The following is a 12,837-nucleotide window of genomic DNA, read 5'->3' as shown; positions in this document are numbered from 1 at the left end:
GTGGCATGCCTTCGGACCTCTCGCGCATCCTTGATTGGCCAAAATCGTCGCAAAAGCCTATCACGGAAAAAACGCCTGCGGACCTTCCTGATGCGCCTTCTTCTGTCGATTGCCTTCTGCCTGCTCTCTGGCCTCTGTCTTCCTTCCTCGTCGGGGGCGGGGGAAAGCCCGGTCGTGATCGAGCTTTATACCTCGCAAGGCTGTTCGTCCTGCCCGCCGGCGGATGCGCTTTTGCAGTCGATGGCGGGGCGGTCGGATGTCTTGCCGCTGGCGCTGCATGTCGACTATTGGGACTACATCGGCTGGAAGGACACCTTCGGCCAGGCCAAGTTCGCGGATCGCCAGCGGGCCTATGCCCGCAAGGCCGGGGTGCGGATGATCTACACCCCGCAAATGATCGTTGGCGGCATGGATCACGTTGTCGGCGTTCGCGCCGGGGCGCTCGACAAGGCTGTCCGGCGCCTGTCGGGGATTCCCGATCCCGTCTCACTGCAGTTGGAGCGGTCGGGCGATGCGGTGTCCGTGACGGCGCGCGCACAGGCGACGGTGCCCCAAGACATGGTCGTCCAATTGGTACGGGTGCGTCCCACCGCCACGGTTGCCATCGATCGGGGGGAAAATGCCGGACGCTCCATCACCTATTCGCACATCGTGACCGACTGGACCGCGGTCGGTAAATGGGATGGCCGCGAACCCTTCCATCGCAGGCTAAAGATTGCCGGGCCGGAGGAGGTCGTGGTGATCGTCCAGGCAACCGGTCCGGGCCGCATCCTTGCCGCAGCGGTCCTGCGCTGAGCGGCCGCGCCCCGAAAGCACGGCGGCTTGCGCGTTTCTCAGGGCGTCAGTCGTCCTCCGCCTCGGTCTTCAGGCGGATCTCTCCCGCCGCGACAAGGTCGCGCACGGCCCCCACGAGTTCGGTCTGCGCGGCCTCCGCGTCTTTCTCCCGGACCTTGCCGAGGTCTGCCATCTCTTCCCGCAAGGTCGCGGCCATGCGCTGTGAAAGGGCGGACAGGATGAACTCCGCCGCAGCTTCCTGATCCCCGGAGGCACCCGCGAGCGCGCGCACCAGTACCGCCTGATCGACCCCACGGACCGCCTTGGGCACGTCGCGCGGGTCCAGCCGGGCGGGAACATCTGCGAATGTGAAGATCGACTTGCGGACCGCCGTGGCGAAGTCCCTGTCCTCTTCGTCGAGCGCCCTGAGCACCTCGTCCCGGGTGGCCGAGGCCGACAGGTTCAGGATTGCCCCCATGCGCTCGCCCGGCGAGGCGTCGAACGCGCGGGAGGGCTGGGCCTCCAGGTCCTGCGCCAGCGCCTGCCCGATCCGGCGCACGGTCTCGGGCGCGACCGATCCGGTCTGCGACACCGCGAAGGCCAGCCGCCGGGCACGCTCCCCCGGGAGGAGCCCCAGAAGCTCCGCCGCGCGCGCGACCGGCAATTTCGACAGCAGCACCGCGCCGACCTCAACCGCTTCCCGTTCAAGCACGGGCATGAGCCGTTCGGGCGGCTGACCCGCGAGACGGACCCAGGGGTCGGCGGCATCCGAGGCGTTGGCAAGGCGGCGCAGGCGGCTGGCGGCATCGGCCGAGATATGGTCGCCGAGCATCCCAAGTGCCCCCTCGATCCCGCCGGGGAAGGAGAGCCCCACCGATTCGATGCTGGCGCAGAAATCCTCGACCACCGCGCGCAGCGTGGGCCGATCCACGCTCCGCATCCGTCCGATCTGTTCGGTCAGCGCCGCCTGCATGTGGTCGGGAAGGGCCTGAAGCGGCGGTTCCGCGCCCTCCGACAGCAGCAGGCGCACGATCACGGCCGCCTTCTCGCGCCCCGAAAGGGACAGGCCCGCGTCTGGCGCGGGGGCGGTGGTGGCGATCATCGTCATATGGACCCTCCAGGCTCGGCGATGAGCGCAGGGTCGCAGACGGCGGTTAATGTGCCCTTAGTCCTAGCTCGAAATCACGATGCAACGCTGGGTCGCGGCATCCCAGGTCGAGCCCTCGGCGCAGCTGATCTCGGCGCTGCGCTGGTCGTGGCTGCATCCTTCGGCCACTGCCAGGGCGGGCGACATCGCGGCAAACAGGGCGAAGACAGCAAGAATGGCCTTCGTCTTCATGGCGTCCTCCTTCCGAATTGAGAAACTTTGCCAGCGGAGGGACTGAACACAAAGAAAAACCGCCGGCGGGCCGGCGGTTCTCACGCAATCGTGTGACCGGAATCAGGCGCCGAAGACGCGCGCGAAGATGGTGTCGACGTGCTTGGTGTGATAGCCCAAGTCGAACTTTTCCTCGATCTCGGCGGGGGACAGGGCGGCGGTCACCTCGGCATCTGCCAGCAGTTCCTCGCGGAAATCCTTGCCCTGTTCCCAGACCTTCATGGCGTTGCGCTGCACCAGACGATAGGCGTCCTCACGGCTGACGCCGGCCTGGGTCAGCGCCAGAAGCACCCGCTGGGACATGACCAGGCCTTTGAACTTGTTCATGTTCTTCAGCATGTTTTCGGGGTAGACGACCAGCTTCTCGATCACACCGGCCAAGCGGTTCAGGGCGAAGTCGAGCGTGATTGTCGTGTCCGGACCGATGCCGCGTTCGACCGAGGAGTGGGAGATGTCGCGCTCGTGCCAAAGGGCCACGTTTTCCATCGCGGGCACCACGGCCATGCGCACCAGGCGGGCAAGGCCCGTCAGGTTTTCGGTCAGAACCGGGTTCCGTTTGTGCGGCATTGCCGAGGATCCCTTCTGGCCGGGGGAGAAGTATTCCTCCGCCTCCAGAACCTCGGTGCGCTGCATGTGGCGAATCTCGATCGCGACGTTCTCGATCGAGGAGGCGATGACGCCGAGCGTGGCAAAGAACATTGCGTGGCGGTCGCGCGGGATGACCTGGGTCGAGATCGGCTCCGGGCGCAGGCCCAGTTGCGCGCAGACATGTTCCTCGACCGCGGGGTCGATATTGGCGAAGGTGCCGACGGCGCCGGAGATCGCACCGGTCGCGACCTCGTCCCGTGCGGCAGCAAGCCGGGCCTTGTTGCGGTCCATCTCGGCGTAGAAGCGCGCAAACGTCAGGCCCATGGTCGTCGGTTCGGCATGGATGCCGTGGGACCGGCCGATGCGCACGGTGTCCTTGTGCTCAAAGGCGCGGTTCTTCAGCGCGGCCAGAACCCGGTCCATGTCGGCCAGCAGGATGTCGGCGGCGCGCACGAGCTGGATGTTGAACGTGGTGTCCAGAACGTCGGACGAGGTCATGCCCTGGTGGACGAAGCGCGCGTCCTCGGACCCGATGTGTTCGGCCAGGTGGGTGAGGAAGGCGATCACGTCGTGTTTCGTCACCGCCTCGATCTCGTCGATGCGGGCGACGTCGAACTCCACGTCCTTGGCGCGCCAGACGGCTTCGGCGTTGGCCTTCGGGATCACGCCGAGCGCGGCCTGGGCGTCGCAGGCATGGGCCTCGATTTCGTACCAGATGCGGAATTTCGTTTCGGGCGACCAGATGGCGACCATTTCGGGGCGGCTGTAGCGGGGGATCATCGCGGCCTCTTGAATGTCCTGGCAATCGCGGCTCTCCTAGACCGCATGGGCCGGGGTGGCAATGGGCAGGCGCGCATGAAACGGGCAATGATCGCGATTCTTCTGCTGGCCGCGACGGGTGCGCAGGCGCAGGAGTCGTGGCTACGTCTGCGCCAAGGGGAGCTGAACAACGCGCTTTCGGCCCATCGGTTGCGGCTGGAGGACGGCGCGACCCAGAGCTTCGGCGAGGATGGATTCACCCGCCGCGCGGCCGAAGTTTCGCAGCGCGGGCACTGGAAGATCGACGGCGACAAGCTCTGCACCGCCTGGCCGCCCGCCGAAGGCTGGACCTGCTACCGGGTGTTCGTGAGCGGCGACCGCAAGCGGCTTCGGTTCCTTGACGACGTCGGGGCCGCGACCGTCGGCACCTATATGTCCCGATGACCGCGCTCCGGCTTGCGGATTTCGCCGGACGCTGGCGGATCGAGCGCGACATCCTGGACCAGCGCGCGGGCCAGCAGGGCCGCTTCGAGGGCACCGCTACCTTCAGCCCGGAAGGGGCGGGCCTGCGCTACGCCGAGGAGGGGAGCCTGACCCTTGGCGCGGGCGCCCCGGTGCGCGCGGTGCGGGACTATCTTTGGGCGGAGGCGGGCGGTCGCATCGCCGTCGCCTTCGCCGACGGCCGACCGTTTCACGACTTTGCCCCCGATGACCCCGGGGCCACGCATTTCTGCGCGCCGGACCACTACGAAGTGCGCTACGACTTCAGCCGCTGGCCCGACTGGACCGCCGAGTGGACGGTCCGCGGGCCGCGCAAGGACTACACCATGGTCAGCCGCTACAGCCGTGGCTGAAGCCCCCGTCAGGCCAGGCCCATCAGGCGCTCGTCGAACGGGTAGGTCGTCAGGTTCTCATAGCCGCTCTCGGTGATCAGCACCTGATCCTCGAGCTTGATCGAGAAATCGCCATCCTGGGGGCTGACCAGCGCCTCGACGCAAAGCACCATGCCCGGTTCGATCACGTAGTCGAAGGCGCCTTCCACCCAGGCGTCCGGGTAGGACACCAACGGCCATTCGTCGCAAAGCCCGACGCCATGCATCTTGCAGCCGTATTTCTGTTTGACGAACTGATCGTCGAGCTTGTGCCCGCCAAAGGTCAGTTCCTTCAGCGATACGCCGGGCTTCAGCATCTCCATGTTGGTCTGGATATGCTCATGCGCGTGGCGCATCGCGTAGATCATCGCGTTGGTGGGCTTGGCATCGCCGATCCACCAGGTGCGGGAAATGTCCACGCAGATCCCGTAGGACCCGATCAGGTCGGTGTCGAAGGCGACGATCTCGTTCGGCTGGATGATGCGCGGTCCGCATTCCTGGAACCAGGGATTGGTGCGCGGACCCGAGGCCAGCAACCGCGTCTCGATCCACTCGCCCCCGCGCTTGATGTTCTCGGCATGCAGGACGGCCCAGACGTCATCCTCGCTCATGTTGCCAAGGGGCACGCCCGCGCGGCAGGCGCGCTCCATCTCGGCCACGGCGCTTTCACAGGCATGATGCGCGCAGCGCATGGCCAGGATCTCGTCCGCGCCCTTCACCGCGCGGGTCTTCTCGGTCGCCTCTTCGCCCTCCATGACCTCGAACCCCTGGGATTCGAGCGCGCGCAGCCCGTGGAGCATGATCTTGTCCACACCCAGCCGACGGTTGCCCCCGCCATGCGCCGCGATCAGATCCTTGACCTCGGCGGCGAAGCGCCGCGCTGCGTCTCCCGCCTTGTCGCCGCGGTCGAAGTAGAAGAAGTCGGCGCCCGAACGCTGTTCGCGCACCAGCGGGTTGAACTCCGACAGGAAGGGAGAGTTCTTGTAGTCCCAGATCACCATGTAGCCGTCGGCACAGAGCAAGAGCGCGCGGAACGGGTTGTGGGTGTTCCACAGCTGCATGTTGGTGGAATCCGTCGCGTAGCGGATGTTCAGCGGATCGAACATCAGAAGCCCGCCCCAGTCGCGATCGACGACCGCCTGGGTCAGCCGCTTCCAGCGATGTTCGCGCATCCGTTCGAGGTCGGGCAGCGTCAACCCCGCCGCTTCCCATTCGCGGAAAGCAAGCTGCGTCGGGCCGATCTCCACGCGGTTGTTGTCGTTGGGGGTGCCGTCGCCAAGCCGGTCCCCCCGGTTGGGGTCGATCTTGCGGCGATCCGAATAGTGCGTGTTCATGAAAAGGGGCTCCGTTGCAGGTTGCAGCCAGCTTCGACGCGAGGCAAAGCGCGGTCCTTTCCAAACGCGACACGAAAATGACGGCTTTCGGCTGTTCTTTCTGTCGCCGGGGCTTGCTAGAGGAGGGAAAACGGAGGCGCCCCATGTCCGCGGTCGAGGAACAGTACGAAGCCTACCCCTATCCCGAGCGTGACCCAGCAGAGGAACGCAAGCGGCTGATCACGGGTTCGCCCTCGCACCCGCTGGAGATCGACCACTTCCTCTGGGGCGGTGTGCGGGACTGGTCGCGCCCCCTGCGGGCGCTGGTCGCGGGCGGCGGCACCGGGGACGCGCTGATCCAGCTGGCGGCCGTTCTGACGGCGGCGGGCAAGCCCTATGAGATCACCTACCTCGACCTCTCGCGCGCCTCGCGCCGGATTGCGGAGGCGCGCGCGCAAGCCCGGGGCCTGAAGGGCATCACCTTCGTCACTGGCAGTCTGCTGGATGCTGCCGATCATGGGGCCTTCGACTACATCGACTGCTGCGGCGTGCTGCACCACCTGCCCGACCCGCAGGCGGGCTTCGACGCGCTGGCCGCCGCACTGAAGCCGGACGGGGGGATGGGGTTGATGGTCTACGCACCCTGCGGCCGGTTCGGCGTCTACCCGCTGCAGGAGGCGTTCGGCGCGCTGACCCAGGGCATGACCCCGAAAGCTCGGCTCGAGATGGCGCGTGCGGTCTATGCCCGCCTGCCCGAGGGGCACCCATTCCGCCGCAACCCCCATCTGGTCGATCACGAACAGGGCGACGCGGGGTTCTACGATCTGCTTCTGCACTCGCAGGACCGGCCCTTTGCCATCGACGCACTCCTGGCCTGCCTCGAACGTGCGGGGCTTGCCTTCGCAGGCGCGCCGATGGCGGTGCTTTATGACCCGTCGCGCTTCCTGCCGGAGGGCGCGCGCCTGCCCGAGGACATGGGGCAGGCCGACCGGATGGCCCTGGCCGAAAAGCTGGACGGAACGATCAAGACGCATGTGGTCTATGCCGTGCCGAAGGGCCGGACGCTGGCGGTGGCGGGCGCCACCCCCCAAGCGGTGCCGCACCTGAAGGGGGTCGCGGGCCCCGACCTGGCTCGGCAGGTCGAGCGTAAGGGCGAACTGACCGTCACGCGCGGCGCAACCAAGGTGATGGTGCCGGTGGAGCGCGCCGCCGCGCCGCTTCTGGCGCTGATCGACGGGCGGCGCAGCCTGGCGCAGATCGCCCAGGCGCGGGGTCTTGATGCCTTCGCCTTCAACGCGCTCTGGAAGCCGGTGGAGCGCAGGCTGACGGCCCAGGGGTTGATGCTCTATTCGCGCCTGAGTGCCTGAAACCGGCTGCCGGACGGCTCAATGCCTGATCTCGAAACCCGGCGGCGCGGACGCGGGGTCGGCGGGTTCGGTCCAGACATCGGTGACCCGTGCCGCGCCCGGCCCCTCGGACATGGCGGCGACCATCGCTTCAACTGCGTCTTCCGGCCCGGCGAGCAGCGCCTCGACCGAGCCGTCCTCACGGTTTCGCACCCAGCCGCGAATGCCTTGGGCACCGGCGACGGCGTTGGTCCACGCCCGGTAGGCCACGCCCTGAACCCGGCCCGTTACCCGAACGTTTAGCGCGATGTCCTTCATCTGGGACCCTCCGTTTGGGACCCTTCACCGGAACATCCTAGCACAGCCGGGGTCTTGACCCCAGCCCTCCGCTGCCCGCAGTCTGCGGCGACGCCGAAGGGGGCGTGATAAGGGGTGGCCATGAAAATCGTCCGAACCGATCGTGAGCTTGAGTGCCCCCTGGTCGACGCGGAACTGTCCCGGCGCGGCGATCTGGTGCTTCTGCCCGAGGACGTTTCCGAGGAACGGCTGGCCGCCGAGGTCGCCGACGCCGACCTGCTTCTGATGTGCTATCGGCCCGTGACAGCACGCGTGATCGGCGTGGCGCGGCGGCTGAAAGCCATCGTGAAATACGGGGTCGGCATCGACGCCATAGATATCCCGGCCGCCATCGCGCGCGGCATCCCGGTCGTCAACATCCCCGAATATGCCGAGGAGACCGTCGCCGAGGGCGCCTTCACCCTGATGCTCGCCCTCGCCAAGAAACTGATCCCGCTCGACCGGCAGATGCGGTCCGAGGGCTGGGCCTGGCCGACGGCCTGCTGGATGGGAGGCGACATCGCGGGCAGGACCGTGGGCATCGTGGGTCTCGGCCGCATCGGCCGCAGCTTCGCGCGCATGGCGGGGCAGGGGTTTCGCGCCCGCGTCATCGCCTACAGCCCGGGCACCGGGGCCGAGGAAATGGCCGCCCTGGGTGTCGAGAAGGTGGATGATCTGCACGACCTGCTGGCCCAAGCCGATTTCGTCTCGCTCCACTGCACCTTGAACGAGACGACGCGCCACATCATCGGGGCGGCGGAACTGGCGGCAATGAAACCCTCGGCCTTCCTGATCAACTCCTCGCGCGGGGCGCTGGTCGATGAAAAGGCGCTGGTCGCGGCGCTGACCGCGGGGCAGATCGCGGGGGCTGGCCTTGACGTCTTCGCCTCAGAGCCGCTCAGCCTGACGGGGCATGTCATGAGCCCGCTTTTCGGCCTGCCCAACGTGCTGATGCTTCCGCACCTGACCTTCTACACCGCCGAGGCGATGGAGCGCCTGGAACGCGAAACGATCGAGCGTTGCGACGAGGCGCTGGCAGGCGATCCGGTGCTGGTGAAGTCGCATGACCCACGCCTGCGCGCGCAGTCGCGGGGTGTCCGCTTCGCCTGAGCGGGCGCACGGGTTGACGCGCCGTGTGCCTCGGTTCATGCAGAAGACGACATCCACGTTACGGGCGGGAGCCGCGCCGTGCTGCAATTCAGCCCCCTGACCAATCGCCTGCGGCGGCTCCTGCATTTGCCCGATGCGGAGTTCTTCGAAACTGCCGCCGAACGGTGGGAGATCTCGCCCGCCTGCGAGATCGATTTTCCCGCCGCCGTCATGATTCCAGGCCAGTTGGAGCGCATCCGGCGCACGGAATTTGGCACTTTGGGCGTCGTTCGGGCCATGTTTCTTGGCGACCTCAACCCCCATATCGGGCCGACCATGGCCTATCGGTTCCGTGGGGTCGATTATGTCGATGGCGTGATCTACAGCGGCGGCGCAGAGCTTCACCTGCGCGCACGCGAGCGGCGGGCGCCAGCGTATCGCCAGCCCTCAGTTTCCATTTCTGGATCAATGTACGAAACTTGGCTTGGTAATCGCTGGTTTGGAAACTGGCTCACGGATGACTGCGAGACCTACGCACTTGCCGCCGCCGCTGGTCAGCCGTTGACCTCCGCCGGGCCGGGCACAGGGCATGTCGAACGCTATGAGACGCTTCAGGGCATGGCGCCCGCGCGGATCGGTAACGCGCATTTCGACGAGTTGGTCCTGTTCGACAACAGATTCAACAACGAGGGCCGGATCGCCCGGGCCGCCGCGCGCCGCGCGCGTCTGGTCCGTGGCGTAAACGCCGAGCCGGGGCCGGGGATCTTCCTTCTGCGCGGGGAAACCGGCGACCGCCGGGTGCTGAGCAACGAGGCGGAGCTGGCCGAACATCTTGTGCGGCGCCACGGCTTCCGCGTGATGCTGCCCGCCGAGCAGACCGCCGACGCGCTGATCGCGGCTTGCGCGCGGGCCCCCGTCGTGGTCGGCGTCGAGGGCAGCCACCTGACCCACGCGCTGGTGTCCATGGCGAAGGGCGGCGCGCTTTTGACGATCCAGCCGCCCGAGCGTGTAACGGCGGCGCTGAAGCTCGTCTGTGACCGCATGGGCCTTCGCTTTGGCGTGCTTGTCGCCGAAGGCGGCGCCGACACCTTCCGCGTGAGCCTGGAGGACGTGGAACGAACGCTGGACCTGCTGGCCTAGCCGGTCCCCGACCGCCGCATCCATCGCCGTCGCCCGCACGCCCGCGACCTTGTCCGCCTGATCCCGTGACACATGCGCCCCATTGACCGGGATCGAAATCCCGAGCATATGCCGGACCCATGACCGAGCTCGCACAGATCCGCAATTTCTCCATCGTGGCGCATATCGACCACGGCAAATCCACGCTGGCGGATCGTCTGATCCAGATGACCGGCACGGTGGCCGATCGGGACATGAAGGCCCAGCTTCTCGATGCCATGGATATCGAGCGCGAGCGTGGCATCACGATCAAGGCCAACACCGTGCGCATCGACTACCGCGCCAAGGACGGCAAGGACTATGTCCTGAACCTGATCGACACGCCGGGCCACGTCGACTTCGGCTACGAGGTCTCCCGCTCCATGCGCGCGGTCGAGGGCTCGCTCCTGGTCGTGGACGCGACGCAAGGGGTGGAGGCGCAGACGCTCGCCAACGTCTACCAGGCCATCGACGCCAATCACGACATTGTCCCGGTCCTGAACAAGATCGACCTGCCCGCCGCCGATGTCGATGCCGTCAAGCATGAGATCGAGGACGTGATCGGCATCGACGCCTCGGACGCGATCCCAATCTCCGCCAAGACCGGCCTTGGCATCCCCGACGTGCTGGAGGCGATCGTCACCCGTCTGCCCACGCCCAAGGGCGACCGCGACGCGCCGCTGAAGGCGATGCTGGTGGACAGCTGGTATGACGCATACCTGGGCGTCGTCGTCATGATCCGCGTCATGGACGGTGTCATCCGCAAGGGCGACCGCATCAAGATGATGCAGACCGGCGCGATCTACGGCATCGACAAGCTCGCCGTGCTGAAACCCAAGATGACCGACATCCCCGAGCTTGGACCGGGTGAGATCGGGGTTTTCACCGCCTCCATCAAGCAGGTGCGCGACACCCGCGTAGGCGACACGATCACCCATGAACGCAAGGGCTGCGACAAGGCCCTGCCGGGCTTCAAGCCCGCGCAGCCGGTGGTGTTCTGCGGCCTCTTCCCCGTCGATGCCGCCGACTTCGAGGCGCTGCGCGACGCGATCGAGAAACTCGCCCTGAACGACGCGAGCTTCAGCTACGAGATGGAGACCTCGGCCGCCCTCGGCTTCGGCTTCCGCATGGGCTTCCTCGGCCTTCTGCACCTTGAGGTCGTCCGCGACCGGCTGGAACGCGAATACGATCTGGACCTGATCACCACCGCGCCTTCGGTGGTCTTCAAGCTCCACATGCGCGACGGAGAGGTGCGCGACCTGCACAACCCCGCCGACATGCCGGACCTGACCCATGTGGACCACATCCAGGAACCGCGGATCAAGGCCACGATCATGGTCCCCGACGACTACCTGGGCGATGTGCTGAAGCTTTGCCAGGACCGCCGCGGCATCCAAATGGACCTGACCTATGCCGGTTCCCGCGCCATGGTCGTCTACGACCTGCCGCTGGCCGAGGTCGTCTTCGACTTCTACGACCGGCTGAAATCGGTGACCAAGGGCTATGCGAGCTTCGACTACCAGATGCTCGAATACCGCGAGGATAGCCTGGTCAAGATGTCGATCCTTGTGAACGACGAACCGGTCGATGCGCTGTCGATCATGGTCCACCGCGACCGGGCCGAGGCGCGCGGCCGCGTGATGTGCGAAAAGCTCAAGGACCTGATCCCCAGGCACATGTTCAAGATCCCAGTCCAGGCCGCCATCGGCGGCCGCGTCATCGCGCGAGAGACCATCGCGGCGCTGCGGAAGGACGTGACCGCCAAGTGCTACGGCGGCGACGTGACCCGGAAGAAGAAGCTGCTGGAGAAGCAGAAGGCCGGCAAGAAGAAGATGCGCCAGTTCGGGAAAGTGGAGATCCCTCAGGAAGCGTTTATCAACGCGCTGAAGATGGACTCCTGAGGGGTGCTGTCCTGTGTGGACGTATATGGGCCCCGCGTGATTGCGGCGGTTTGGTTGGGTCTGGTTTGGCGATCACGATTGCTGAGGTATATCCGGCTTCTCTACGCGGCCCGATACATCGCCGCCGCGAGCCCCGATGGGTTTCCGCACGCCTCCCCCAACGGCTCCAAGGCATAGGCGTTGGCCGTGCCGGTCCACACATCAGGTTCAAGAAGCGACGGGTCGTATCCCTTCACCATCTCCTGCCAGGTTGCTGCGATAGTCTTGGGAAAGCCCTCCTCGTTGAGGTTGTTTTGCGGCTGGCGTCAGTCCGGCAATACGGTCTCGGCCGGGCGATAGGACTCACCTCGCGACAAGATCGGCCACACGACCCTGGCATTCTTGTTGGCAAGAGCGACAGCGACGATATTCGGATGACGCCGCTCCCGCATCCGGCTGATCCATTGGCTTCTGGGATCCTTCTTGCCATGAGCTTTGCCGAGAACGGCCCGCGCACCATGGATCATCAGAGTGCGCAGATATCGGCCGCCTCGTTTGCCAATCCCGAACAGCCGGGATTTTCCGCCACTCGACCTTTGTCTGGGACCCAGTCCGGGCCAGGCGGTAAACTGGCGTCCGTTCTTGAAGCAACTCCGGTTACCGACCGCCGCAACGAGCGTTGTCGCGGTGATCGGCCCAATACCCTCGATCTTGCCGGTCCGCTGGCATTCCTCGTTGGTTCGAAAGAGGTGCCTGATCCGTCGGTCATAATCCGTCGGTCATACATGGCGATGCGCTGATCGAGGTCGGCCAGTTCCTGATGCACATCTGCTCCAGATCCCGGAGCACCTCACCAAGGCGACCGGAGGCCCCGTTCGCGATCTGTCCGAGACCACGCCGCAAGCGAGAGATGTCCCGGCCCATCACGGTGCCATGTTCGGCCAGAAGACCGCAGATTTGGTTCGCAAACCTCGTCCGGTCCGACACCAGGCGCTGGCGAATGCGGTGAACCGCCTGGATCTCCAGCTGTTCAGCGGTTTTTGGCGGCACAAACCGCATAGACGGCCTGCCAACCGCTTCACAGATCGCTTCAGCGTCGTTCCGGTCGTTCTTGTTCGACTTAACGTACGGGGTTACGAACTGCGGCGAGATCAGGCGCACGTCGTGACCGAGATCCATCAAAACCCGCGCCCAGTAATGCGCGCCGTCTTGTTGGTGCGATAGTACCCCGGCGCGTGGTTCAGGCGCGCCGCCCTTCGAAGATGTCCAGGTTATCAGGATGCCAGGGCGGGCAGCCTGACGGTGGGATTGTCGGTGACGCGGGCGGGGGGCAAGCGACATGTA

At 66.1% G+C, this 12,837-nt stretch carries 14 protein-coding genes; 7 read left to right on the top strand and 7 right to left on the bottom strand.

Annotated elements, in window-relative coordinates:
* The first annotated feature begins 90 nt into the window (after positions 1–90).
* Positions 91–795: a DUF1223 domain-containing protein gene (locus OE647_RS11490; RefSeq protein ID WP_263721875.1), complete on the top strand. Its 705-nt coding sequence runs from the start codon at positions 91–93 to the stop codon at positions 793–795.
* A gap of 46 nt (positions 796–841) precedes the next feature.
* Here the strand turns inward: OE647_RS11490 and OE647_RS11485 are convergent, their stop codons facing one another.
* The 3 genes from OE647_RS11485 to purB form a co-directional block, all read right to left on the bottom strand.
* Positions 842–1,882, bottom strand: a complete 1,041-nt coding sequence (locus tag OE647_RS11485; RefSeq protein ID WP_263721874.1) for a flagellar motor switch protein FliG — start codon at positions 1,880–1,882, stop codon at positions 842–844.
* A gap of 63 nt (positions 1,883–1,945) precedes the next feature.
* Positions 1,946–2,113 (bottom strand): hypothetical protein, encoded by a 168-nt coding sequence (locus tag OE647_RS11480; protein WP_263721873.1) that lies wholly within the window; start codon positions 2,111–2,113, stop codon positions 1,946–1,948.
* Positions 2,114–2,215: 102 nt separating this feature from the next.
* On the bottom strand, positions 2,216–3,520 hold the full coding sequence (purB, locus tag OE647_RS11475; RefSeq protein ID WP_263721872.1) for an adenylosuccinate lyase: 1,305 nt from the start codon (positions 3,518–3,520) through the stop codon (positions 2,216–2,218).
* Between the two features lie 87 nt (positions 3,521–3,607).
* Between purB and OE647_RS11470 the strand changes: the two genes are divergently transcribed.
* Together OE647_RS11470 and OE647_RS11465 are read left to right on the top strand one after the other, a co-directional pair.
* On the top strand, positions 3,608–3,943 hold the full coding sequence (locus OE647_RS11470) for a hypothetical protein (RefSeq protein ID WP_263721871.1): 336 nt from the start codon (positions 3,608–3,610) through the stop codon (positions 3,941–3,943).
* The gene (locus OE647_RS11465) at positions 3,940–4,353 is read left to right on the top strand and encodes a DUF6314 family protein (protein WP_263721870.1); all 414 of its coding nucleotides are present in this window, start codon (positions 3,940–3,942) and stop codon (positions 4,351–4,353) included. The genes OE647_RS11470 and OE647_RS11465 overlap by 4 nt, the downstream gene beginning before the upstream one ends.
* Positions 4,354–4,361: 8 nt before the next feature.
* Here OE647_RS11465 and dddP read toward each other — a convergent pair whose 3' ends face one another.
* Positions 4,362–5,705, bottom strand: coding sequence for a dimethylsulfonioproprionate lyase DddP (gene dddP, locus OE647_RS11460; protein WP_263721869.1), 1,344 nt, complete (start codon positions 5,703–5,705; stop codon positions 4,362–4,364).
* Between the two features lie 143 nt (positions 5,706–5,848).
* On the opposite strand from dddP, the gene OE647_RS11455 reads away from it, so the two are divergent.
* The gene (locus OE647_RS11455; RefSeq protein ID WP_263721868.1) at positions 5,849–7,051 is read left to right on the top strand and encodes a class I SAM-dependent methyltransferase; all 1,203 of its coding nucleotides are present in this window, start codon (positions 5,849–5,851) and stop codon (positions 7,049–7,051) included.
* An 18-nt stretch (positions 7,052–7,069) separates the two neighbouring features.
* On the opposite strand, the gene OE647_RS11450 is transcribed toward OE647_RS11455, so the two are convergent.
* Complete coding sequence (locus OE647_RS11450) at positions 7,070–7,348, bottom strand: acylphosphatase (protein ID WP_263721867.1); 279 nt, start codon at positions 7,346–7,348, stop codon at positions 7,070–7,072.
* Between the two features lie 120 nt (positions 7,349–7,468).
* Here OE647_RS11450 and OE647_RS11445 point away from each other — a divergent pair, with 120 nt between their 5' ends.
* From OE647_RS11445 to lepA, 3 genes are all read left to right on the top strand, one after another.
* Positions 7,469–8,476, top strand: a complete 1,008-nt coding sequence (locus tag OE647_RS11445) for a 2-hydroxyacid dehydrogenase (protein WP_263721866.1) — start codon at positions 7,469–7,471, stop codon at positions 8,474–8,476.
* Positions 8,477–8,554: 78 nt separating this feature from the next.
* Positions 8,555–9,595 (top strand): glycosyltransferase 61 family protein, encoded by a 1,041-nt coding sequence (locus OE647_RS11440; protein WP_263721865.1) that lies wholly within the window; start codon positions 8,555–8,557, stop codon positions 9,593–9,595.
* A gap of 119 nt (positions 9,596–9,714) precedes the next feature.
* Entirely contained in the window at positions 9,715–11,514 is a 1,800-nt protein-coding gene (gene lepA, locus OE647_RS11435) for a translation elongation factor 4 (protein ID WP_263721864.1), read from the top strand.
* 305 nt (positions 11,515–11,819) lie between these two features.
* On the opposite strand, the gene OE647_RS11430 is transcribed toward lepA, so the two are convergent.
* Both OE647_RS11430 and OE647_RS20200 read right to left on the bottom strand, forming a co-directional pair.
* Positions 11,820–12,185: a transposase gene (locus OE647_RS11430; protein ID WP_412174951.1), complete on the bottom strand. Its 366-nt coding sequence runs from the start codon at positions 12,183–12,185 to the stop codon at positions 11,820–11,822.
* A 73-nt stretch (positions 12,186–12,258) separates the two neighbouring features.
* Positions 12,259–12,837, bottom strand: a 579-nt coding sequence (locus OE647_RS20200) for an IS110 family transposase (RefSeq protein WP_412174948.1), incomplete at its 5' end; no start/stop codon positions are given.

Origin of the sequence: Albidovulum sediminicola, from assembly GCF_025751575.1 — a bacterium.
GTDB classification, from domain to species: domain Bacteria; phylum Pseudomonadota; class Alphaproteobacteria; order Rhodobacterales; family Rhodobacteraceae; genus Albidovulum; species Albidovulum sediminicola.
This window is presented reverse-complemented; position numbering and strand designations above follow the sequence as displayed.

Coding starts and splice junctions, on each gene's coding strand:
- lepA (WP_263721864.1), top strand. CDS start 9,715: ATGACCGAGCTCGCACAGATCCGCAATTTCTCCATCGTGGCGCATATC.
- OE647_RS11450 (WP_263721867.1), bottom strand. CDS start 7,348: ATGAAGGACATCGCGCTAAACGTTCGGGTAACGGGCCGGGTTCAGGGC.
- OE647_RS11485 (WP_263721874.1), bottom strand. CDS start 1,882: ATGACGATGATCGCCACCACCGCCCCCGCGCCAGACGCGGGCCTGTCC.
- OE647_RS11445 (WP_263721866.1), top strand. CDS start 7,469: ATGAAAATCGTCCGAACCGATCGTGAGCTTGAGTGCCCCCTGGTCGAC.
- dddP (WP_263721869.1), bottom strand. CDS start 5,705: ATGAACACGCACTATTCGGATCGCCGCAAGATCGACCCCAACCGGGGG.
- purB (WP_263721872.1), bottom strand. CDS start 3,520: ATGATCCCCCGCTACAGCCGCCCCGAAATGGTCGCCATCTGGTCGCCC.
- OE647_RS11465 (WP_263721870.1), top strand. CDS start 3,940: ATGACCGCGCTCCGGCTTGCGGATTTCGCCGGACGCTGGCGGATCGAG.
- OE647_RS11455 (WP_263721868.1), top strand. CDS start 5,849: ATGTCCGCGGTCGAGGAACAGTACGAAGCCTACCCCTATCCCGAGCGT.
- OE647_RS11480 (WP_263721873.1), bottom strand. CDS start 2,113: ATGAAGACGAAGGCCATTCTTGCTGTCTTCGCCCTGTTTGCCGCGATG.
- OE647_RS11490 (WP_263721875.1), top strand. CDS start 91: ATGCGCCTTCTTCTGTCGATTGCCTTCTGCCTGCTCTCTGGCCTCTGT.
- OE647_RS11470 (WP_263721871.1), top strand. CDS start 3,608: ATGATCGCGATTCTTCTGCTGGCCGCGACGGGTGCGCAGGCGCAGGAG.